This window comes from Serratia sp. LACPHL-BACT-2024-00286, from assembly GCF_043109535.1.
GTDB classification, from domain to species: domain Bacteria; phylum Pseudomonadota; class Gammaproteobacteria; order Enterobacterales; family Enterobacteriaceae; genus Serratia; species Serratia sarumanii.
This window is the reverse complement of sequence record NZ_JBICNA010000001.1, coordinates 1,326,857-1,347,315: the sequence shown is the minus strand read 5'-3', so window position 1 is coordinate 1,347,315 and position 20,459 is coordinate 1,326,857. Positions and strand designations below refer to the sequence as shown.

The 20,459-nt window shown below is 58.7% G+C and carries 21 protein-coding genes and 1 tRNA gene; 12 read left to right on the top strand and 10 right to left on the bottom strand.

Features of this window, described 5'->3' with window-relative positions; translation table 11 throughout:
• Window positions 1–157: 157 nt before the first annotated feature.
• Window positions 158–247: transfer RNA gene (locus ACF8MC_RS06480), tRNA-Ser, on the bottom strand.
• 447 nt (window positions 248–694) lie between these two features.
• On the opposite strand from ACF8MC_RS06480, the gene ACF8MC_RS06475 reads away from it, so the two are divergent.
• From ACF8MC_RS06475 to ACF8MC_RS06450, 6 genes are all read left to right on the top strand, one after another.
• Window positions 695–2,161, top strand: a complete 1,467-nt coding sequence (locus tag ACF8MC_RS06475) for a peptide MFS transporter (RefSeq protein WP_039567114.1) — start codon at window positions 695–697, stop codon at window positions 2,159–2,161.
• A 126-nt stretch (window positions 2,162–2,287) separates the two neighbouring features.
• Window positions 2,288–3,229 carry a glyoxylate/hydroxypyruvate reductase GhrA gene (ghrA, locus tag ACF8MC_RS06470; RefSeq protein WP_033646429.1) on the top strand — a complete coding sequence of 314 codons (942 nt, stop codon included), beginning with the start codon at window positions 2,288–2,290 and terminating at the stop codon, window positions 3,227–3,229.
• A gap of 90 nt (window positions 3,230–3,319) precedes the next feature.
• The gene (locus tag ACF8MC_RS06465) at window positions 3,320–4,057 is read left to right on the top strand and encodes a phosphatase (RefSeq protein ID WP_033638063.1); all 738 of its coding nucleotides are present in this window, start codon (window positions 3,320–3,322) and stop codon (window positions 4,055–4,057) included.
• Window positions 4,058–4,099: 42 nt separating this feature from the next.
• Window positions 4,100–4,678 carry a molecular chaperone gene (locus ACF8MC_RS06460; protein ID WP_033646428.1) on the top strand — a complete coding sequence of 193 codons (579 nt, stop codon included), beginning with the start codon at window positions 4,100–4,102 and terminating at the stop codon, window positions 4,676–4,678.
• A 150-nt stretch (window positions 4,679–4,828) separates the two neighbouring features.
• Window positions 4,829–5,482 (top strand): tellurite resistance TerB family protein, encoded by a 654-nt coding sequence (locus ACF8MC_RS06455; protein ID WP_033638740.1) that lies wholly within the window; start codon window positions 4,829–4,831, stop codon window positions 5,480–5,482.
• 68 nt (window positions 5,483–5,550) lie between these two features.
• Window positions 5,551–7,584 carry a S9 family peptidase gene (locus tag ACF8MC_RS06450; RefSeq protein WP_033646427.1) on the top strand — a complete coding sequence of 678 codons (2,034 nt, stop codon included), beginning with the start codon at window positions 5,551–5,553 and terminating at the stop codon, window positions 7,582–7,584.
• A gap of 35 nt (window positions 7,585–7,619) precedes the next feature.
• On the opposite strand, the gene exoX is transcribed toward ACF8MC_RS06450, so the two are convergent.
• The gene (exoX, locus tag ACF8MC_RS06445) at window positions 7,620–8,288 is read right to left on the bottom strand and encodes an exodeoxyribonuclease X (RefSeq protein WP_004928833.1); all 669 of its coding nucleotides are present in this window, start codon (window positions 8,286–8,288) and stop codon (window positions 7,620–7,622) included.
• Window positions 8,289–8,314: 26 nt separating this feature from the next.
• Window positions 8,315–9,061: a carbon-nitrogen hydrolase family protein gene (locus tag ACF8MC_RS06440; protein ID WP_164105808.1), complete on the bottom strand. Its 747-nt coding sequence runs from the start codon at window positions 9,059–9,061 to the stop codon at window positions 8,315–8,317.
• Window positions 9,062–9,430: 369 nt separating this feature from the next.
• Here ACF8MC_RS06440 and dksA point away from each other — a divergent pair, with 369 nt between their 5' ends.
• Entirely contained in the window at window positions 9,431–9,856 is a 426-nt protein-coding gene (dksA, locus tag ACF8MC_RS06435; protein WP_033653830.1) for an RNA polymerase-binding protein DksA, read from the top strand.
• A gap of 192 nt (window positions 9,857–10,048) precedes the next feature.
• On the top strand, window positions 10,049–11,002 hold the full coding sequence (gene pip / locus ACF8MC_RS06430) for a prolyl aminopeptidase (protein ID WP_033646426.1): 954 nt from the start codon (window positions 10,049–10,051) through the stop codon (window positions 11,000–11,002).
• 31 nt (window positions 11,003–11,033) lie between these two features.
• Here the strand turns inward: pip and ACF8MC_RS06425 are convergent, their stop codons facing one another.
• Entirely contained in the window at window positions 11,034–11,264 is a 231-nt protein-coding gene (locus ACF8MC_RS06425) for a DNA polymerase III subunit theta (protein WP_033642715.1), read from the bottom strand.
• Window positions 11,265–11,609: 345 nt separating this feature from the next.
• Here ACF8MC_RS06425 and ftnA point away from each other — a divergent pair, with 345 nt between their 5' ends.
• The 4 genes from ftnA to ACF8MC_RS06405 all read left to right on the top strand — a co-directional run bounded on the left by ftnA (window position 11,610) and on the right by ACF8MC_RS06405 (window position 14,130).
• Entirely contained in the window at window positions 11,610–12,128 is a 519-nt protein-coding gene (ftnA, locus tag ACF8MC_RS06420; protein ID WP_025302449.1) for a non-heme ferritin, read from the top strand.
• 324 nt (window positions 12,129–12,452) lie between these two features.
• Window positions 12,453–12,836, top strand: coding sequence for a CopC domain-containing protein YobA (gene yobA, locus ACF8MC_RS06415; protein ID WP_004940886.1), 384 nt, complete (start codon window positions 12,453–12,455; stop codon window positions 12,834–12,836).
• Between the two features lie 2 nt (window positions 12,837–12,838).
• Window positions 12,839–13,720: a copper homeostasis membrane protein CopD gene (gene copD, locus ACF8MC_RS06410; RefSeq protein ID WP_164105807.1), complete on the top strand. Its 882-nt coding sequence runs from the start codon at window positions 12,839–12,841 to the stop codon at window positions 13,718–13,720.
• Window positions 13,721–13,788: 68 nt separating this feature from the next.
• Window positions 13,789–14,130 (top strand): YebY family protein, encoded by a 342-nt coding sequence (locus ACF8MC_RS06405; protein ID WP_025302452.1) that lies wholly within the window; start codon window positions 13,789–13,791, stop codon window positions 14,128–14,130.
• A 316-nt stretch (window positions 14,131–14,446) separates the two neighbouring features.
• Here the strand turns inward: ACF8MC_RS06405 and ACF8MC_RS06400 are convergent, their stop codons facing one another.
• The 6 genes from ACF8MC_RS06400 to ACF8MC_RS06375 form a co-directional block, all read right to left on the bottom strand.
• Window positions 14,447–15,529, bottom strand: coding sequence for a tyrosine-type recombinase/integrase (locus tag ACF8MC_RS06400; protein WP_103798663.1), 1,083 nt, complete (start codon window positions 15,527–15,529; stop codon window positions 14,447–14,449).
• Window positions 15,504–15,779, bottom strand: coding sequence for an excisionase (locus ACF8MC_RS06395; RefSeq protein WP_015377485.1), 276 nt, complete (start codon window positions 15,777–15,779; stop codon window positions 15,504–15,506). Before ACF8MC_RS06395 ends, ACF8MC_RS06400 begins: the two co-directional genes overlap by 26 nt.
• Before the next feature lie 72 nt (window positions 15,780–15,851).
• On the bottom strand, window positions 15,852–16,919 hold the full coding sequence (locus ACF8MC_RS06390) for a RecT family recombinase (protein ID WP_164105812.1): 1,068 nt from the start codon (window positions 16,917–16,919) through the stop codon (window positions 15,852–15,854).
• A 13-nt stretch (window positions 16,920–16,932) separates the two neighbouring features.
• Window positions 16,933–19,566, bottom strand: coding sequence for a RecE family exodeoxyribonuclease (locus ACF8MC_RS06385; RefSeq protein ID WP_353038819.1), 2,634 nt, complete (start codon window positions 19,564–19,566; stop codon window positions 16,933–16,935).
• Window positions 19,567–19,728: 162 nt separating this feature from the next.
• On the bottom strand, window positions 19,729–19,959 hold the full coding sequence (locus ACF8MC_RS06380) for a hypothetical protein (RefSeq protein WP_149570733.1): 231 nt from the start codon (window positions 19,957–19,959) through the stop codon (window positions 19,729–19,731).
• 129 nt (window positions 19,960–20,088) lie between these two features.
• On the bottom strand, window positions 20,089–20,397 hold the full coding sequence (locus ACF8MC_RS06375) for a hypothetical protein (protein ID WP_154746943.1): 309 nt from the start codon (window positions 20,395–20,397) through the stop codon (window positions 20,089–20,091).
• Window positions 20,398–20,459: the final 62 nt, after the last annotated feature.

Genomic DNA, 20,459 nt, shown 5'->3' with positions numbered 1-20,459 from the left:
GCGGAACTCTCAAAAAGTGCGTGGAACTGAAGCCGGGATGCTTACACGGTCCAAAACGCAGGCGTTTTGTCGAACCCTGTCGAGGCTTCTCGCCCCTCTCGGCGGTGCACCATGCAAAAAAAAGCCTGGACGCGAATCCAGGCTTTCTCTTTGAATTTGGCGGTGAGAGAGGGGTTCGAACCCTCGATACACTTTCGCGTATACACACTTTCCAGGCGTGCTCCTTCAGCCACTCAGACACCTCACCGTTTTGTTGTCGAAAACGCTTTGCGCTGTCGACGGGCGCTAATGTAGGAGAATCTGATCTCAGCGTCAACCCTCTTATTTCATTCTCATGACTGTTTAGCCAAACTTGCAGCAATTTGCTGATTTACCGAACGATATTCCCACTCGCGGCCGCCAGCGGGCAGGGCAGGCAGCGGTAAGAATCCATGAAAGACGATCGCTTGAACTTTTTCTGTACAGGTAGCTCAATATATCGCCATTGAGGTTGGGTTGTTTGCTGTTATATGCATTAATACTGGATTATTAGTCAGATGTGTCGCTAAATGGAATCATGTCGGCGCGGCGTTTTTGGCAAGGAACATCACGTCGCCGCGCAGATTGCCGGGTGACAGGCCGGCGATATCGCAGACAGGGACAGACTCATTACATAATAATGCAGTAGAGGTTCGTTGTGACTCCTTCAGATGCCATACCGGCGCCGCAAGCGCGCCATGCCATTCCCCCCGGTGCGGGGGCGCTGTTCTTCATCCAAATCTTCGCCACGCTGGGCTTCGCCGTGCTCTACTCCACGCTGGTGCTGTACGCCACCAAGCGATTGGGCTTCAACGAAAGCAGCGCCAACGCCATGATGGGCGTGTTCGGTGCCTTCAACTATGGCCTGCACATGTTCGGCGGCTACCTCGGCGGCCGTTTCCTCAGCAACCGCAATCTGTTCGTGCTCGGCATGGTGCTGCAGGTGATCGGCTGCGCGCTGATCGCCGTCGCGGGCGTGTGGGGGCTGTACTGGGGGCTGGCGATGTTCCTGACCGGCAGCGGCCTCAACGTTACCTGCATCAATATGATGCTCACCCAGCGTTTCAAGCCGGACGATGATCGGCGCGAATCGGCGTTCCTGTGGAACTATGCCGGCATGAACCTCGGGTTCTTCGTCGGCTTTACCGTCGCCGGGTATTTCCAACTGACGGAAAACTACCGCGCGCTGTTCCTGTTCGCCACGCTGGGCAACGCCGCGGCGATCGTCGTCGCCGTCTGCCGCTGGCGCATTCTGGCGGATCTCAATACCCCGCTGCGCGACGCCAGCCGCAGCCAATACCGTTGGCGCATGCTGGTCGGGCTGGCGGTGCTGGTGGCGCTGGTGCCGATCATCCGCGTGATGCTGACCCACGCCGAGTTCAGCGGCCACTTCGTGATCGTGCTCGGCGCGCTGATCTTCCTGATGCTGTGCGTGGTGACGCTGCGCCATCATCCGCGCGATGAGCGCCGCAGAATGGCGGCCTATCTGATCCTGGCGCTGGGCTCGCTGGTGTTCTGGGCGCTGTACCAGCTGGCGCCGATGGGGCTGATGCTGTTCTCCGAGCACAACATCAACCTGAACGTTTACGGCATTCAGGTGGCGCCGCAGTGGATCCAGAACATCAACACGCTGGTGATCGTGGTGGGCGGCCCGCTGCTGGCCTGGTGGTTCAACCGCTTGCGCGCTCGCGGTTGCAACATCGACATTCCGCTGCAGTTCTCCGGATCGCTGTTCTGTATCGGGCTCGGCATGCTGGTGCTGCCGCTGGGCATCAGCATGGCGGGCGGCGATGGGCTGGTGGCGTTTAAATGGATCGTCATCAGCTATGTGCTGCAAAGCGTCGGTGAATTGATGATCTCGCCGATCGGCTACGCCATGATCGGCAAGTTGGCGCCGCCGCGCTATCAGGGCGTGATGATGGGCTGCTGGATGATGGTGACCGGCGTCGCCTCGGTGCTGGCGGGCTACGTCTCCGGCCTGATGCCGGAAAACAGCGGCAGCACGCCGCTGCAGACCAACCCCGGCTACAGCGAAATCTTCAGCGCGCTGGGTTGGGGGGCGACGGGCGTCGGCGTGGCGATGCTGATTCTCATTCCGCTGCTGCGGCGCCTTATCCGGCGCGACGGCCCGTCTGCCGCCTGATTGGCTAACATGCACAACAGCCCCACTGGTCGGGGCTGTTTTTATTTTGGGCTTTAACGCTTGCATCCGGCGGCGAATCACGGAAGGCTGGAGGTAAACCAATAAAAACAAACGGGAGCCCGCAGTATGAACATCATTTATTACCACCCCTTGTTTAACGCCCAGGAATGGCTGGCCGGCATCAAGCAACGCCTGCCGCAGGCCGAGATCCGCGAATGGCAGCGCGGCGACGAGCGGCCGGCCGATTACGCGCTGGTGTGGCGCCCGCCGCACGAGATGCTGGCCAACCGCCGCGATCTGAAAGCGGTGTTCGCCCTCGGCGCCGGCGTTGACGCGATCCTCGATCAGGAGCGCAAACACCCCGGCACGCTGCCTGCCGGCGTGCCGCTGCTGCGGCTGGAGGATACCGGCATGGCGCAGCAGATGCAGGAATACGCGCTGAGCTATGTGCTGCGCTATTTCCGCCGTTTCGACGAGTATCAGGCGCTGCAGCAGCGGCAGGAGTGGCAGCCGCTCGATCCGCACTCGCTGGATGATTTCACCATCGGTATTCTCGGCGCCGGCGTGCTGGGGCAGAGCGTGGCGCGCAAGCTGACCGAGTTTGGTTTCAGCGTGCGCTGCTGGAGCCGCAGCGCCAAACAGATCGATGGCGTGCAAAGCTTCGCCGGGGAGGCGCAGCGCGCCGCTTTCCTCGACGGCGTCAAATTGCTGATCAACCTGCTGCCCAATACGCCGGAGACCGTCGGCATCCTCAACCGCGAGCTGTTCGCGCAGCTGAGTTCGGGCGCCTATCTCATCAACATCGCGCGCGGCGCGCACCTGGTGGAAGCCGATCTGCTGGCGGCGCTGGAGCAGGGGCAGCTGGCCGCCGCCACGCTGGACGTGTTCGCCCGCGAGCCGCTGCCGCAGGATCACCCGTTCTGGCGTCATCCGCGTGTCACCATTACCCCGCATATTGCTGCCATCACGTTGCCGCAGCAGGCGATGGATCAGATCGCCGCCAACATCCGCGCGCTGGAGGCGGGGCATGCCCCGGCCGGCGTGGTCGACAGGCAACGGGGGTACTGATCCTTCTGCCGCCGTTCGGTAGCTGATAAGCTGTTATCGTCATCGCGCCTGCCCGTGCCTTTGCGGGCGGGCCCTCTGGAAGGAGAAACAATGTACCCCGTTGATTTGCATATGCACACCGTCGCCAGCACCCACGCTTACAGCACGCTGCACGATTACATCGCCGAAGCCCAGCAGAAGGGCATCAAGCTGTTCGCCATCACCGATCACGGCCCGGACATGGCCGATGCGCCGCACTACTGGCACTTTATGAACATGCACGTGTGGCCGCGCCTGGTGAACGGCGTGGGCATTTTGCGCGGCATCGAAGCCAACATCAAAAACCTGCAGGGCGACATCGACTGCACCGGCCCGATGTTGACCGCCACCGACGTCATCATCGCCGGTTTCCATGAGCCGGTGTTTGCGCCGCAGGATAAAGCGTCCAATACTGAAGCGATGATCGCCGCGATGGCGCAGGGGGACGTGCATATCATCAGCCACCCCGGCAACCCGCGCTACCCGATCGACATTCCCGCCGTTGCGGCGGCGGCGGCCAAATACGAGGTGGCGCTGGAGCTGAATAACTCGTCGTTCACCCACTCCCGCAAGGGCAGCGAGGCCAACTGCCGGGCGATCGCCGCCGCGGTGCGCGATGCCGGCGGCTGGCTGGCGCTGGGCTCGGATTCGCACGTCGCCTTTTCGCTGGGTAACTTTGAGCACTGCGAGCGCATTATCGAAGAGGTGGGCTTCCCGCAGGCGCGTATTCTCAACGTCAGCCCGCGCCGGTTGCTGGACTTTCTCGAGCGGCGCGGCAAGCCGGCGATTGCGGAATTGGCCGATTTGTGACATCGTCCCGGCAAAATTTTCCGTATTGTATAAGGCATTATCATGAATGAGTTTTCCATTGTCTGCCGCGTGCTGGGTACGCTGTTCTACCGCCAGCCGCAGGATCCGCTGCTGGTGCCGTTGTTCGCGCTGATCAAAGAGGGCAAGCTGCAGCAGCACTGGCCGCTGGAGCAGGATGATCTGTTGAAGCGCCTGCAGCAGGGCTGCGACGTCAACCAGCTGGCGACCGACTTCAACGCGATGTTCGTCGGCAGCGAATGCAGCGTGTCGCCGTTCCGCTCCGACTACGTCGAAGGCGCCAGCGAAGCGGATGTGCGCACCTTCCTGCAGCAGCGCGGCATGCCGCTGGCGGAGGCGCCGGCCGATCATTTCGGCCAGCTGCTGCTGGCGGCGTCCTGGCTGGAAGATCAATCGCAGGAAGATGAAGCGCAGGCGCAGATCGCCCTGTTCGACGAGTTCCTGCTGCCGTGGTGCGGCCGCTTCCTCGGCAAAGTGGAAGCCCACGCCACCACCGGTTTTTACCGCACGCTGGCGCTGATGACCCGCGACGCCATCCAGGCGATGCGCGACGAGCTGGCGGAGTACGAGCAGGACGACGAAGCGGGCGACGAAGAAGCGTAACGCCGCAGCTTACCCAGGCGGGCCGCCCGGCCCGCTAAACACAGGTTTGCATCCCCCAGACGTAAATTGACAAAAGATCCCTTAATCTGGCGGTTTACCGTCGGCTCGGCCGCGCCTGCGCGCCGCGCTTTTTCACGCAAGGGGCAGATGATGAAAAGTAACTGGATGCAGCAGATTCAAACGTTGATCGGGCAGAAGGCCGGCGCGATGGGCGGGGCGGAAGGCATCGGCAAGCTGCTGGCGCCGACGGCGCTGGGCGGCTTGGTCGGCGTGCTGTTGGCCAACAAGTCCTCGCGCAAGCTGGTGGGCAAGTTCGGCAAGAATGCGCTGATTATCGGCGGCAGCGCGGCGGTGGGCGCGGTGCTGTGGAACAAGTATAAGCAGCGGGTGAAAGAGACCCATCAGGACGAACCGCAGTTCGGCCTGCAAACCACGCCGGTGGATCTGCGCGCCAAACGCCTGGTGCAGGCGCTGGTGTTCGCCGCCAAGAGCGACGGCCATATCGATGCCGACGAGCAGCGCGCCATCGATCACAGCCTGGCGCAGCTGCAGGTGGGGGAAGAGGCGCAGGGCTGGGTGCAGGAAGCGATCGAGCAGCCGCTCAACCCGGAATTGATCGCCCGCAGCGTGCAAAACGAAGACGAGGCGCTGGAGGTTTACTATCTGAGCTGCCTGGTGATCGACGTCGATCACTTTATGGAGCGCGGCTACCTCGACGCGCTGGCGCAGGCGCTGAAGATCCCGGCGGACGTCAAGCAGGGCATCGAGAGCGACGTCAACGAGAAAAAGCGCGAGCTGGCGTAGCGCCGCTTGGCAAGCCGGGGGGAATCGTGTCACTCTTGCCGCAATCTATGTAAGCGGATGATTTAGCAATGATGACCCCACCGAAAGCGGAAAAACGCCCTTATCCCATCACCATCCACGGCGACACGCGCGTGGATGACTACTACTGGCTGCGCGACGACGAGCGCGCAGACCGCCAGGTGCTGGACTACCTGCAGGCGGAGAACGCCTACACCGATGCGATGCTGAAGCCGCAGCAGGCGCTGCGCGAAACCCTGTACGAAGAGATGGTGGCGCGTATTCCGCAGCAGGAACATTCGGTGCCTTACGTGCGCCACGGCTATCGCTATCAGACGCGCTATGAGCCGGGCAATGAATACGCGATTTCCGTGCGCCAACCGCAGGCCGAGAGCGAGCGCTGGGAGGTGCTTATCGACGGCAACCAGCGCGCCGAGAATCACGAGTTTTACACCCTGGGCGGGCTGGACGTCAGCCCCGACAACCAGCGGCTGGGGGTGGCGGAGGATTTCCTGTCGCGCCGCCAGTATGATATTCGCTTCAAGAACCTGGCCGACGGCAGTTGGGCGGACGAAGTGCTGGAGAACACCTCCGGCAGCTTCGAATGGGCCAACGACTCCTCGACGGTGTACTACGTGCGCAAGCACGCCAAGACGCTGTTGCCGTATCAGGTTTATCGCCACGTGGTGGGCAGCGATCCGCAGCAGGACGAGCTGATTTACGAAGAGCTGGACGATACCTTCTACGTCGGGCTGGAGAAGACCACCTCTGAGCGCTTTATCCTGATCCACCTGAGCAGCACCACCACCTCGGAGATCCTGCTGCTGGACGCCGACCGTGCGGACGCCAAGCCGCAGCTGTTCGTGCCGCGCCGCAAGGATCACGAATACGCCATTGATCACTATCACCAGCATTTCTACATCCGCTCCAACAAGGACGGCAAGAACTTCGGCCTGTACCAAAGCGAACAGGCGGACGAAGCGCAGTGGCAGACGCTGATCGCCCCGCGCGCCGACGTGATGCTGGAGGGCTTTAGCCTGTTCCGCGACTGGCTGGTGGTGGAGGAGCGCAGCGCCGGCCTGACGCTGCTGCGCCAGATCCACTGGCAGACTGGCGAAGAGAAGCGCATCGCCTTCGACGATCCGACTTACACCACCTGGCTGGCGTACAACCCGGATCCGGAAACCGCGCTGCTGCGTTACGGATATTCGTCGATGACCACCCCGACCACGCTGTACGAGCTGAATATGGACAGCGGCGAGCGGACGATGCTCAAACAGCAGGAAGTGAAGAACTTCACGCCGGAAAACTACCGCAGCGAGCGAGTCTGGGTGAAGGCACGCGACGGCGTCGAGGTGCCGGTCTCGCTGGTGTATCGCCAGGACAGCTTCCAGCGCGGCGCCAACCCGTTGATGGTGTACGGCTACGGCTCCTACGGCAGCAGCATGGATCCGGCGTTCAGCGCCAGCCGCCTGAGCCTGCTCGATCGCGGTTTCGTGTTCGCGCTGGCGCACATTCGCGGCGGCGGCGAACTGGGGCAGCTGTGGTATGAAGACGGCAAGCTGTTCAACAAGCAGAACACCTTCAACGATTTTATCGACGTGACCGAAACGCTGGTCGCCCAGGGGTACGGCGACGGCAAGCGGGTGTTCGCCATGGGCGGCAGCGCCGGCGGCCTGCTGATGGGCGCGGTGATCAACCAGGCGCCTCAGCTGTTCCACGGCGTGGTGGCGCAGGTGCCGTTCGTCGACGTGGTGACCACCATGCTGGATGAGTCGATCCCGCTGACCACCGGCGAATACGACGAGTGGGGCAACCCGAACGAGCAGGCCTATTATGACTACATCAAGCAGTACAGCCCGTACGATCAGGTGAAGGCGCAGGCATACCCGCATCTGCTGGTGACCACCGGCCTGCACGATTCGCAGGTGCAGTATTGGGAGCCGGCCAAGTGGGTGGCCAAGCTGCGTGAGCTGAAAACCGACGATCGGCAGCTGCTGCTGTATACCGACATGGATGCCGGCCACGGCGGCAAGTCCGGGCGCTTCAAGGCCTATGAGGATATTGCGCTGGAGTACGCCTTCATTCTGGCGCTGGCGGAGTAACGACATTCGGCGGGCGGCCTGCGCCGCCCGCCATGTTAGCCAATCAGATAGTATTTCAGCGTGTGTTTCATGTCCGGGCTCAGATCGTCGATGGATTTCAGCATCCAGCGCAGATAGCCGGGATCTTCCTGGGCGATGCGATCGATCTCCTGTCCGCGATACTTGCCGAATTTGAACTTCTTCAGCAGCACCGGTTGTTCGGTGATCTGCACCATTTGCTCCGGCGTCCAGCCCGAATCCTTGATGATGCGTTGCAGCAGCGCGGCGGTGACGTAGCAGTCGTACAGCGCGCGGTGTGGGTACAGCGTGGCGTCTGCTGGTAGCTGCACGTCCAGGTTCAGCGCGTAGCGCAGATATTGGTTGCCGTACTTGATGTCCGGATACAGCGTGCGCGCTAGTTTGAGCGTGCAGATCCAGGCGCCGTTCATCTCCGGCAGCACGCCGCGATCGAAAGCGGCGTTGTGCGCCACATAGTAGGGGCTGCCCTGATAGCGGCCGATCGCCACCGCAATGCGCGGTTTGCCTTCCACCATTTGTTCGGTGATGTGATGAATCGCCATCGCGTCGAGGCTGATGGGGCGATCCGGGCTGACCAGATCGCTCATCGGGTTGGTCAATTGGCCGTCGAGCAGATCGAGGGAGGCCACTTCCACCACGCCGCCGTCCAGCCCGCAGGTCTCGGTATCTATTACGCGTAACGTCATGCTTTCCTCCGCGTTGCCGTCAGGCCTCAGCTTAACTGGCACAAGCGGCCGTGCCAACCGTCGGAAGTCTTGTCGGCGATGATCAGCCCAGGAGTGTCATCCGGCGCGGCAACCAGGAGCTCTCCCGTGTTATCCCAGATGGCGCTGCGGCCTGCCGGGATCCAGCCACCGGTCGGTGCCGCATGGTTGGCCATCAGCGTGACCATGCCATAACGTCGGGCATAGCCTGCCAGCGCGGCGCTGTCTTTCGCGTAGCCGGCTTCAGATACCAACACGCCAGCGGCATAAATGTGCGCACCCGCCAGCGCGGCGGCGCTTGCGTGGCCGGGCTCCGAAGTATCGGCACAGATAGCCAGTGCGATGTTGTGGTGATGGAGTTCCAGCAACGAGCCGCCCTCACCGGGCGAGAAGTATTGCTGTTCCGCGCCGTGCAGATGCTGTTTGGTATAGCTACTCAATGCGCCGTTGGGGCGAAAGATTAAGGCGGCGATATGCAATGCCGTGCCACTGCGTAAAGGCGCGCCGACGATGATTGTCATCTGCCGCGATTGTGCCGCCGCACTGAGTGGTTGCAGATGGGGATCGCCCAACGTGAGCGCCAGTTCGGCAGCATCGGTCAACTCATAGCCGCTTAGCGACAGTTCGGGAAACACCAACAGTTGTACCTGCTGATCTGCTGCCTGCGCAACGAATTCAAGGTGACGTTCAAGGTTGCAGGCGATATTGGCCGCCGCAGTGGGGTATTGGGCGGCGGCAAGGGTGAGGCAGGACATCGGCCATCTCTCCTGTGAGGCAATAAAAAACCCGCCTTGGCGGGTTTAATGACGGATGGAAGGGCGCTTACTCACCAGACGGATGCGCTTTTTTGGCGCGTTTCTCCGCACGTTTCTCAGCTGGGGTTTTCAACGGCTTCTTCTTCGCATTCTTTTTGCTATCCATTCCCTTACTCATGATGGCCTCTCGTTACCTATGATTGGGTGGCTTGCTCAGCCATTAACCGCCTAAAGTCGGCAGGATGCAAGCGACAAAGTGCGAATTGTGTTTAACCGGCTGTTTGTGCGTGAAATTTTGTTTTTGGATGACCGGGTGCTAAAAATAAATATTATGTTATAATGTTACACTTTTGGTGTTGGGAGAGCGCAATGACAGTCATGACGTTACCGGATGCGCAGCAACTGCTGGCCATGCCGGATTCTGATTATATGAACTCGGTTCAACGGGCGTTTTTCCGCCAGCTGCTGCAAGATGAGCGGCAAAAGCTGCTGCTGCACATCGATGAGCTGAAAAAAGAGATCGACGGCGGTGAAGCGACGGGCGATGAAGCCGACAAGGCGGCGCGCGAAGAGGATCTGCGCCTGCTGTTCCGCCAGTTGGATCGCGAAAGCCGCCTGCTGCCGAAAATCGATGCGGCGCTGGCAAGGTTGCAGAACGGCGAGTACGGCTACTGCCGGGAAACCGGCGAACCTATCGGGCTGGCGCGCCTGCTGCTGCGCCCGACGGCGGAACTGAGCATCGAGGCGAAAACCGCGCAGGAGATGCGCGAGCCGCATATGCGCAAAGGTGGCTAACTGAGTTCCCGGGGGGCGAATGCGCCCCTCAACCGATAGGGCCTGTGGGCATTTTGCAGGCAGGTCGTTGTGATTTTGAGCAAACGCGCGCCGAGTTCTCGGCGCGCGTTCTAGTTTTCGGGTTTTACCGTTGACCTGCCGGGCGGGTTCCGCTTTGATGAAAGCATGACTCACAGAGAGACGGAAAGCGCCATGGAACAATTACGAGGTTTGTACCCGCCGTTAGCGGCATACGACAGCGGTTGGCTGGACACTGGGGATGGCCACCGGATCTACTGGGAGCTGAGCGGCAACCCGAACGGTAAGCCGGCGGTCTTCATTCACGGCGGGCCGGGCGGCGGCATTTCTCCGCATCATCGCCAGTTGTTCGATCCCGAACGCTACAAGGTGCTGCTGTTCGATCAGCGCGGCTGTGGCCGCTCCCGTCCGCACGCCAGCCTGGACAACAACACCACCTGGCATTTGGTGGCCGATATCGAGCGGCTGCGCGAAATGGCCGGCGTCGATCAATGGCTGGTGTTTGGCGGTTCCTGGGGGTCGACGCTGGCGCTCGCCTATGCGCAGACCCACCCGGAGCGCGTCAGTGAAATGGTGCTGCGCGGCATCTTCACCCTGCGCAAGCAGGAGCTGCATTGGTATTACCAGGACGGTGCGTCACGCTTCTTCCCGGACAAATGGGAGCGCGTGCTGTCCATTCTGTCGGATGAAGAGCGTAAAGATGTGATCGCCGCCTACCGGCAGCGGCTGACCTCGGCCGATCCGCAGGTGCAACTTGAAGCGGCCAAGCTGTGGAGCGTGTGGGAAGGGGAGACGGTCACGCTGTTGCCGAGCCGCGAATCCGCTTCGTTCGGCGAGGATGATTTCGCGCTGGCGTTCGCCCGCATTGAAAACCACTATTTCACCCATCTGGGCTTCCTGGAGAGCGATGACCAGCTGCTGCGCAACGTGCCGCTGATCCGCCATATCCCGGCGGTGATCGTCCACGGCCGCTATGATATGGCCTGCCAGGTGCAGAACGCCTGGGATCTGGCCAAGGCCTGGCCGGAAGCGGAATTGCATATCGTGGAAGGGGCGGGGCATTCGTATGACGAGCCGGGCATCTTGCACCAGCTGATGATCGCCACCGACCGGTTCGCCGGCAAGTGACGCAAAAAACCCGCCGTAACGGCGGGTTTTGTTATTTGGCCTTCGGCTCGTACGGCAGGCGCGAAAACTTGTGGGATTCCGCGCGGTAGTGCGCCACACGCTCGCGAAAATAGTCGCGCAGCGGTTCCGGCTGCTCGCGCTCCACCACTTCCGGGATCACCGGCATGTTGTAGCGCTCTTTGTACGCCACGCCAGAGGCGGCGAGATCCACGTTCACCCTGTCCATCTCTTCTTTGGACAGCTCGGCCAGATTATAACCCACGCTATGCTCCTTACTTACTTTGCCGCATTGAACCTGCGCAGAAGGTAATCCACCCGGCGACGCTTGGCAAGCCCGTAGCGCCGCCGCGGCGGACGATATTTTCCAAAGAGTAATGCAATCTATTTATTCTTTTAAATAAGAATGATTCGCTTTTTGATTAAAATAAAAGATGGGAATAATTATCATAATAATTAGCGCGAATCTGAATATGTTTTTATGTATTTGATTTTAATCAAGTAAATAATTAATATTGATCGGGTGTAAATAAGGTGTTTTTATTTTTACGGCAGCAGGGCATAATGCGCGGAAATTAAATTCATGACCTGCAAAATAAAAGGAATCATTATGCTGACGCAAGAAATGACTCAAAAGCTGAATGAGCAACTGAATCTGGAGTTCTACTCCGCCAACCTGTACCTGCAAATGAGCGCATGGTGCAGCGATAAAGGCTTTGAAGGCGCCGCCGCATTTCTTAAAGAGCACTCTCAGGAAGAGATGCAGCATATGCAACGCCTGTTCGACTACCTGAGCGACACCGGCTCTTTGCCGCTGCTGGGCAGCATCGCCGCGCCGCCGGTGGCGTTCGAATCGCTGGCGGACGTGTTCCAGCAGACCTACGAACACGAACAGCTGATCACCCGTCAGATCAACGAACTGGCGCACGCCGCCATGACCGCACACGATTATTCCACCTTCAACTTCCTGCAGTGGTACGTGGCGGAGCAGCACGAAGAAGAGAAACTGTTCAAATCCGTGCTGGATAAGCTGGCGCTGGTGGGCACCAGCGGCAAAGGCCTGTTCTTCATCGACAAAGATCTGAAGAAAATGGGCGCGATGGGCCAGGGCGGCAACGGCCAGGCTTAATTCGCACCAGAATATCGAAAAACCGCGCGTGGGCGAGCCTGACGCGCGGTTTTTTTTACCCTGCGTTTATCGCGGTTATGCGGCGATACGTGCTGCCGGATCGCAAAATGCCAGTGATGCGCTCGACTTGCCGCAGCGCGGTCGTTATGATTTACCGCGATACGCTACAGGGATGGTAGAGTCAAAACAGCGGGTTAGCCGATACAACCCGTTTTTCTGTTTACCCGTGGCGCAATCATTTGCGGTGGGTTGGGGCCGCTGATACATCGCCTTGGCTGTGGCCTTAACCCTTATGACCCTCTTTTACTGTTAAGGGATACCACTGTGATCGGTAAAATTCGTTCCTCTTGTCGCCTGCTTTCCACCGTTTTCGTCCTGTTCGTCGGCCTGTCTTCGCAGCAAGCGCTGGCGCACGCCCACCTGAAAGTGGAAACGCCGAAGGCCGACGCCAGCGTCAGCCCGGCGCCGAAGGCGCTGACCCTCAGCTTCTCCGAAGGCATCGAACCGAACTTCAGCGGCGTGAAAATCACCGGCCCGGACAACGCCGTGGTGAAAACCGGCAAGCTGCAGCTCGATCCGAACAACAACACCCAGGTCAATGTGCCGATCGAAGGCGAGCTGAGCGCGGGCAAATACAACGTCAGCTGGCATGTGGTTTCGGTCGACGGGCATAAAACCAAAGGCCAGTACAGCTTCACCGTAAACTGATCGTGAGTCTGGCGACCCTGTTCGTTCTGTGTCGCTTGGTGCACTTTGCGGCGGTGATGCTGATGTTCGGCATCAGTCTGTTCACCGCCTTATTGTCACCGCAGCGCCTCTCCCCGATCCTCTCCCGCGATGTGCGCCCGCTGCTGCTTGCCAGCACCTGGATTGCCGGGCTTTCCGCCGTGGCGCTGCTGGCCATTCAGGCCGGGCAAATGGGCGACGGTTGGGAAGACGCCTGGCGGCTGGAGGTCTGGTGGGCGGTGCTCGGCACCACCTTCGGCGAAGTGTGGCGCTGGCATCTGGGCCTGTCGCTGCTGGCGATCCTGAGCCTGCTGCTGCCGGAACGGCCGCGTGCGCAGGCGTTGGCGCTGTGCTCGGTACTGCTGCTGGTGAGCCTGGCGTTTATCGGCCACGCGGCGATGCACGAAGGCGCGCTGGGCGCGCTGCACCGCGCCAACCATGCGGTACACCTGCTGGCCGCCGGCTACTGGTTCGGCAGCCTGGCGCCGCTGCTGGTTTGCCTGCGCTATCTGCAGCCGCCGCAGTGGCGCAGCGACGCCATCACCACGCTGATCCGTTTCTCGCGCTGGGGACACCTGGCGGTGGCGGCGGTGATCGTCACCGGTATCGTCAACAGCCTGATCATTCTCGGCGGTTGGCCGCTCAACCTCAGCTCGCCTTATCAGCGCCTGCTGCTGATTAAAACCGCGCTGGTGGCGCTGATGGTGATGGTGGCGCTGGCCAATCGCTACGCCATCGTGCCAGCAATGAGCCGCGTACCGGCGCTGGCGCAGCGCGGCGTGGTGCTGGCCTGCTGGCTCGAAGTCGGGCTGGGGGTGGCGGTGCTGCTGCTGGTCAGTTTATTTGCAACCTATGCGCCGGTTTGAATTTCGGCTTGCCGCAACCGGGCAAGCTGCGGGAAAATCGACGTGAATAGCAACCTTAAGGCCAACACATGAAATCGGTATTACTCGGCATTACGCTGCTGGCAACCGCGACCGGCGCGCTGGCGGCAGACAAACTGGTGAACATCACCAAACTGGAGTACGGCAAACAGTGGGCGTTCACCAAGGAAGAAGTGACGCTGCAGTGCCGCAGCGGCGGCGCGCTGTTCGTGCTGAATAACAGCACCCTGATGCAATACCCGCTCAACGACGCAGCGGAGCAGCAGGTGAAGAAGGGCCATCAGCGTGCGCAGCCGCTGGAGGTGCTCCTGCTGGACGACCCTGCCGAACCGGGGAAAAAAATGAGCCTGGCGCCGTTTATCGAACGCGCCGAGAAGCTGTGCGCTGACTAACCGCTTGTTTGCCAACGCCTTGCCCAGCGCGCGCGGATTGATGCGCATTTGCCGCATAGTTATTTCGTCACGAAACTATCACGCGGCCGCCGGGCGGCTGGCAAAACTGGCGCGGTAGGCTACTCTTAAAGTGCACGGCTGAACAAGCCCTGCATTAAATGCCAACTTTTAGCGCACGGCTCTCTCCCAAGAGCCATTTCCCTAGACCGAATATAGGAATCGTATTCGGTCTTTTTTTGAGTTATTGATTTTAAAGGGTTTATTTTTGTTTGTCCGAAAATGTCCGAAATATGTCCGAATTTTGATATTCGGTCTTTTACAGCATCACGTACTCTTTCCCCCTCGTTTTAAGATATTTCAGCGTCATCATTTCCGTTGTATGCCCCAGCAGCTTTTGAGCAAATGCCTTGTCGTTCTGCTTTTCGTACAGGCGGCCGGACAGGCTTCGGATCTCGTGGAACGTCGGCGGGCTTTCCTGAAATTCCAAACCTGATGCTTTCCGCGCGGCGACAAATTTTTTCGTTAACCCGTCGGGATGGATCGAACCATCTGGGCTATTTTTCCTGATGCCGGCGCTGATCATGAAGTCTGTCGTGCTGACCAATCGGCATCGGTCGATAACGGTGCCAAGCCGCAGGCCCATACATTTCAGTTCAAGATCAAGGGGGAGGGAGAGCAAAGCCCCCGTCTTGCCTTGTTCAACCTGCAGGCGTCCGTCAACGATATGGCTAAAGCGCATTTGCGTCAGATCCTCGCGGCGTTGGCCGGAGACCAGAGCGAGATCCATCGCCAGGCAGAACCACGGCGGCATTGTCTCCGCTGCATCTCGAATCGGCCCGTATTGCTTCAGCTCCAGACGTTCGCGCATCACGACAGCTTTCGCCGCGCGGGTAGGGGTCACAGGGTTGTTTTCGATGTGACCTTCCACGATCGCCTCGCGGAAAATATCAGACAGCACCGATCGCATGGTTGCGGCCATTGTCTTTTTGTTCTGGGCGATCCAAAACTCGAGAAATTCGGCGATGTGGCGTGTCGTGATTTTTGTCAGCACCATGTCGCCCAGGCGCTCCCGGATAATGGCAATTTGTCCAGCGCGCACTTTGTATGTGTTCTCGGCCAGTTCTCGCCGCTTGAACAGGACATCGTACCGATCGAGCCAGGCGTTTAGCGTGTATTCGTGGCTGCCCTTAATTTTCTCCAGGAGCAGAACGGGAGAGTAATTTTGTTCGATATAGTGGTTGGCTTCAATCGCTTGGGCTATAGCCTCGCGTCGCGAAATCTGGCCGAGAGAGATTTCCTTTTTGGTGACTGGATTGCGCCAGTAGAACGCGTTCCGATTTCGGCGAAATGTCAGGTTTTTCGGTAAGCGCATGTCATAACCCTCCCTTCGCCGTGCCATTGATCACTTTCTCCATGAACGCGAGCCTCGCGGGATTTGGGCTCTGCGCTTCCTTTATTTTCCTCCCCAGGTTGAAGTCCTTGGGGTTGATGTAAATAGTCCCAGGTGTCAGCCGGTACTGCTTGCCGTGCTTCTCAGCCGGCGGGTAAAAGTTTCCGTTGCGCGCCCACCTCCAGAGCGTCTGAATGCTTGGTTTTTTATCGGTGTAGTTATCATCTCGCCATTCTTCGAGAGTCATCCATTTAGCCATTGGTCATGCCTCACTAAGCACAACCGGCCACAATATTAGCCGTGGCCGGCGTTGTGCGTTGATTTTCCAAAATCAGCCCTGAAACTCTGGGCGCATATCGTCGAGCGCTAGCTGGAAACGCTCCATGTCATCGGCGCTTAGATCTCGCCCTGACCGTCGCACCAGCGCCTCTACCGCGGCGAACTCCTCGGCGCTCCGGCAGTCTTTCAGTTGGCTGCTGATGCTGCCGCATGCGGTGATCTGCCGATGGCGCTTAATCACTTTGTTTTTCAACTCGGTGTAAGCGGCGATCCCCAGCTTTTGGCGTAACTCTTCAACCTGTGCGCGAATATTTGAGGCTTGGTCTGTTGTTTCTGCCTGATCGATAGCTGACCGAATGCCGCCGGCAATATCATCCGTATCGACAGGTGGGGCGCTCTGCTGCACGGGTGCGGCGGCAGGTCCGTCCGCCAGCTGGCTCACACTGACGCGCGAGGCGCCGCGCTGCGGGTTGATTTCACGTTCTTCTGTCTTTTCCAACTCGTCGATCGTGTAGACGCCGAGAATCACTTCCGGGCAGTACAGGCGCGCCCAGCGCTTTACTGCCAGGTAGGCCAGTTGTTGGCGCGGATCATCAGCCCAAAGCGTAGAGTTGCGGGTGCGGGCCTGCGCCAGCATGAGCACCAACTCCCGCGGTTTATCCTCCCCCCTCAGCGTTGCCCAGACGCGGATCCCGATCCCTTCTTCATCAGCCAGGCGCCAGCCAGGAATGCGATACTCCCCTTTATCACCCTTGCGAATATCAAACTTGCCGATCACCTTTTCCCACGGACCGAACCAGTCATAGTTGATGCGGTCGACCAGCGGCCCACGAGTGGAAATCACCGCATTAACCAGCTGCGCTTCGTAGCCGAGAACTCCGCTCACGATGAAAGTTTTCTGAGCCACTGCGAAGGGGTTCATTTGCCACTGTGCGGCCTGCATGGCGATCGCCATACAGTCGGCAGGATTCCCTCGTAGATGGGCGGGGATCGTCGCTGTACCGCTCGCCATGACCTGCGCAAATTGGTTGATAGCGGTCAGGTACTGCGGGTTGAACAGCGCGATGTTTGAGTCGGTAACCGACGCCGTTTTTTCTTCAGGAATGCTGATGTTGCTCATTATGTTTTGCCCCTTATGCAACGCGCAGCGCTTCCATGCGGCGCTGGTCGAAGTCGTTTAAGTCGTCGACGATCTCTTCGGTGATCGGCGCCGGCCAGGTGTCGGTGTCGAATGCGCTTTTGATGTCTCGCAGCGCCTTTTTGTACTCAAGCCGGCCAAGCTCAAGCAGATCAGGAGAAGCCTCGACGATAGCCACCCAGTGATAGCCCTCGTCTTTGTTGACGAAGATCCAGAAGAACTGGTCAAAGGCGGCGATGTCGCTATACATGGCAGCGCTGAGGTGGTAGTCCCGATCGATAATTTCGCGGTGCAGCTTGGCGCGCAGCGCGTCTTGCTTCACGCGGCCCATGCTGACTGATTTCAAATCCACACCGACGCGCACGCTGTTAAGATCGATCTCAAGGTCAGGGCGGACACGGACCTCGAGGCCGGTTTCCTCATCAAAGCCGAAATAACTCGCTTCAACCGCACGATGCTCATGCTGCAGCAGCGGACCCGCCGAAGGATGGGTAAACAGCGCACGCTGAATGGCTTTGGCATGCTGCATTTGCTGCTGGGTTACCAGCTGACGGCCGTCATCAGAGTTTTTCCAGGCATCGAGCAGTTCGTCGGCAAAGATGGCTGTTGGCAGAATCGTTTTGATGCGCGCCGCCATGTCTTCTTTGTTCCCGCTGACCGACAGCGGAGCCGGGATCGCAACTTCACGAGCCGCAAACTCAGGATCGATGATTGCCAACTGCTCGAGTAGCGCATCGCGGCCACCGCTGACCTTAAGCGGTTCAGGCAGCGTGCTGTTGTACTCTTTGATGCAGGCTTTCATGGCTGTAGCGGTGAATTTCTGGCCGTCAGGAATGGTCTGGAATTCCGGCGGCAGCAGGGAGTAAATTCGGCCTATTTCGTCCGCATTACCGCCCAGCGCGTAAGGTGTTGGCAGCTTCACGTTGTGTTCATCAATGACGGTGCGCAGAGTGTCCGTATCTGCCATTTTCGGCAGCGTTTCGTTGTGCTGTTCAATAAATGCGCGCATTGAGGCGGTATTCGTGAAAGCGCCGTCCGGGATAATCGGCTCTACGTTGAAATCTCGCTCCAGATTCTCTGGCTCAAGCGCCAGCGTGTGCACCAGCGAGCCGAACGTCAGCGCGTCGCTGCGTTCCCGGCCGATCGTTTTGATGACGTGGCGCCCGTGGTAATACATCAGGCTGATACGCGCGTCCTTCACCTGTGTGCTGCTGATGCCGTTCGCAGCGTGATAGGCAGCATTCGAAATATCAGCGTAACGGCCTGGCTCGAAATACGCCGGCTGTTGACTTCCTGCAGGCTCACCTTCCGGCTGCAGCGCTACTTCCACTTTTTCACTGTCAATTAAGACTTCAGCCTGCGTCGGTGCTGGGATCTGCTGCTGCAGCGCGTTGTCGTCGGAAGGTTCATTGTCAACCTGCACGGCAGCCAGCGGCGAGGCTTCAAAAAGGCTTGATGCGTCGAAGCGGCCACCGCCTAAACTGACAAGCTCTGGCTCTGGCTCTGGCTCTGGCTCTGGCTCTGGCTCTGGCTCTGGCTCTGGCTCTGCAGCCAACTGCACGGCATCCGGCGCCGCGCCAAATTCATAGACGCCATGCTCAGACAAATATTTCTCAATCCAGCCGCGGAGTGTGGCGGGGAAGTGGTACATATCAGACGATGGAACATTGCGGACCACGCCGAAAATTGTCTCACGGCTGTATTTGAGGATGTTCGGGGCAGCGCGCAGCGCCATTGACCAACGCTTAAAGTCTTCGTCATCGTTTTTTATTTTTTTCTGCGCCCAGCGATCGATCTCACCGGCGATATTTTGGCAGTCGACATCACCGACCCACAGCGCGCAGGCGATCTCACGGTCAAGGGCGTCATGCGTTTGGGTATAGCCGCGCTTATGTACAGTTTTCGTCGTTTCTGCTTCCGGCTCCGGGGCCGGTTTCAGCAGCTGCTCAACGTATTTGCGGATATTGATGAAGGTCGATTCAGGATCGGTTTCTTCATAGCGACGCGCGACCCCGGCAACGAAAGCCGCGAAGCGCTCGGGATCCATGCAGGAAACGGCAGGCAGGCGTAGAGCCTGCAGCATATCGGCGATATAAGCGGATTCGCCGCTCAATGCGGTGTTTATGACATTGGTCATCTGCGATTTACTCAGCACGGTATCGATCACCTCGAAGCCGTGCAGGATGACGGCGACAGCCCGCGTGTCAGCGCTCATTTTTGCGAAGTACGCTCGCGGCTCTTGCCCGTGAGCTGGATCCCCGCCGTCATTGGTCTTCTGGTCTATCTGTGGCTTTTGGCTGCTGCTGGTTTCTGATGCACCAGCATCACCTGCAGGTTTATGCGGCTCGCGCTCAGCCGCAGGGATGACCTGCCACGACAGGTTATCGTCCAGTTTGTAGCGCAGGCACCAGGTATCACAGAACGCCGCTTCTGGCGGCAGATCGTCAACAACGGGGTAATTGGTGCGCACCGGCTTGAAGTAAGCGGATTGATCCAGCTCGGCGTCCTCGATGTGGTTTTCGAGGTCACGCTTTGCCCGCGCATCGTTCTTTGCTTCAAACCAGATGAAAAGCGAGGGTTTCCCTGACTTTTGCTTTGCCTTTAAGTGATAGGCGTAGACGTTTTGCATTGTGCAATTCTCCTGAGTTTTAGGTAGAATGCAGCCCGATCGGTGCTGCATCCTCGATGTGGTCATTGGTCATGCCTCGGCTGTTAGGGTTGGTCCCCTGGCAGCCCGTCACCGGGACGTTAAGCCGGTAGACTGGCCCGCCTTGTGCGGGCCTTTTTACTTTTAATCGCAATAACTCATTCGGCAGTGCGGACAATCAATAATGTGGGTGCTCGCTGCCTTTTCTACGGAAATTCCGGAGACAAAGTCGCCGTATTTATTCTCAACTGGAACATAAACATCTTTGTTGCAGCGGTAACAAATCCCGTCAATTGGCGAGAAATTCGGAAGGCGGTTGTCATTGCAATATTGGCTTTGGGCCTCAATTGCTAATTCAGTGTTGAAAGTTTGCATTATATAAACCCTCTCTTTGATTTATTGAAATGCGCCCTACGAGTTGACGCCCCGGGAGGGAAACGCATGACGCATTTCAATATTTGAAAAAGCCCCGCCATCGCTGGCGGGGAAGACTACACACAGCAATTAGTGGGTTGTGCGTTCTGCTGAGCCGCCAAGCATTGCCATCATGAAGGCCAAAAGCATTTCTTTCTTGTCGTCGCTGGTAATTAAATGCCCGTCAGTAATATTGTTTGCTTTGCGGTAAATTTCTTTTACTGCGCAGTCAGGGCAATCAAATTCACCGAGATCGGTTCCGTCTGCTAAAACTGCACCAACAGGTAATTCTTCGTTTTTGGTCTTGGCGATATATCCAATGACATTGTCGTTTTCAGATACGGAATGAATACCTGCGTGGATTTTTTCACAAACTAAAGTTGCGCTAGTTACTTTCATGGTCATGCCTCATTTGATTAAAGTGCGTGTTTGGTCCTGCCCATTAATTCGGGCATTTTTTA

What these genes read in the sequence shown, in the direction of transcription:
- ghrA (WP_033646429.1), top strand. Translation starts at nt 2,288, where the DNA reads ATGAACATCATTTATTACCACCCCTTGTTTAACGCCCAGGAATGGCTG.
- ACF8MC_RS06465 (WP_033638063.1), top strand. Translation starts at nt 3,320, where the DNA reads ATGTACCCCGTTGATTTGCATATGCACACCGTCGCCAGCACCCACGCT.
- ACF8MC_RS06460 (WP_033646428.1), top strand. Translation starts at nt 4,100, where the DNA reads ATGAATGAGTTTTCCATTGTCTGCCGCGTGCTGGGTACGCTGTTCTAC.
- ACF8MC_RS06455 (WP_033638740.1), top strand. Translation starts at nt 4,829, where the DNA reads ATGAAAAGTAACTGGATGCAGCAGATTCAAACGTTGATCGGGCAGAAG.
- ACF8MC_RS06450 (WP_033646427.1), top strand. Translation starts at nt 5,551, where the DNA reads ATGATGACCCCACCGAAAGCGGAAAAACGCCCTTATCCCATCACCATC.
- exoX (WP_004928833.1), bottom strand. Translation starts at nt 8,288, where the DNA reads ATGACGTTACGCGTAATAGATACCGAGACCTGCGGGCTGGACGGCGGC.
- ACF8MC_RS06440 (WP_164105808.1), bottom strand. Translation starts at nt 9,061, where the DNA reads ATGTCCTGCCTCACCCTTGCCGCCGCCCAATACCCCACTGCGGCGGCC.
- dksA (WP_033653830.1), top strand. Translation starts at nt 9,431, where the DNA reads ATGACAGTCATGACGTTACCGGATGCGCAGCAACTGCTGGCCATGCCG.
- pip (WP_033646426.1), top strand. Translation starts at nt 10,049, where the DNA reads ATGGAACAATTACGAGGTTTGTACCCGCCGTTAGCGGCATACGACAGC.
- ftnA (WP_025302449.1), top strand. Translation starts at nt 11,610, where the DNA reads ATGCTGACGCAAGAAATGACTCAAAAGCTGAATGAGCAACTGAATCTG.
- ACF8MC_RS06405 (WP_025302452.1), top strand. Translation starts at nt 13,789, where the DNA reads ATGAAATCGGTATTACTCGGCATTACGCTGCTGGCAACCGCGACCGGC.
- ACF8MC_RS06400 (WP_103798663.1), bottom strand. Translation starts at nt 15,529, where the DNA reads ATGGCACGGCGAAGGGAGGGTTATGACATGCGCTTACCGAAAAACCTG.
- ACF8MC_RS06395 (WP_015377485.1), bottom strand. Translation starts at nt 15,779, where the DNA reads ATGGCTAAATGGATGACTCTCGAAGAATGGCGAGATGATAACTACACC.
- ACF8MC_RS06390 (WP_164105812.1), bottom strand. Translation starts at nt 16,919, where the DNA reads ATGAGCAACATCAGCATTCCTGAAGAAAAAACGGCGTCGGTTACCGAC.
- ACF8MC_RS06385 (WP_353038819.1), bottom strand. Translation starts at nt 19,566, where the DNA reads ATGCAAAACGTCTACGCCTATCACTTAAAGGCAAAGCAAAAGTCAGGG.
- ACF8MC_RS06380 (WP_149570733.1), bottom strand. Translation starts at nt 19,959, where the DNA reads ATGCAAACTTTCAACACTGAATTAGCAATTGAGGCCCAAAGCCAATAT.
- ACF8MC_RS06375 (WP_154746943.1), bottom strand. Translation starts at nt 20,397, where the DNA reads ATGAAAGTAACTAGCGCAACTTTAGTTTGTGAAAAAATCCACGCAGGT.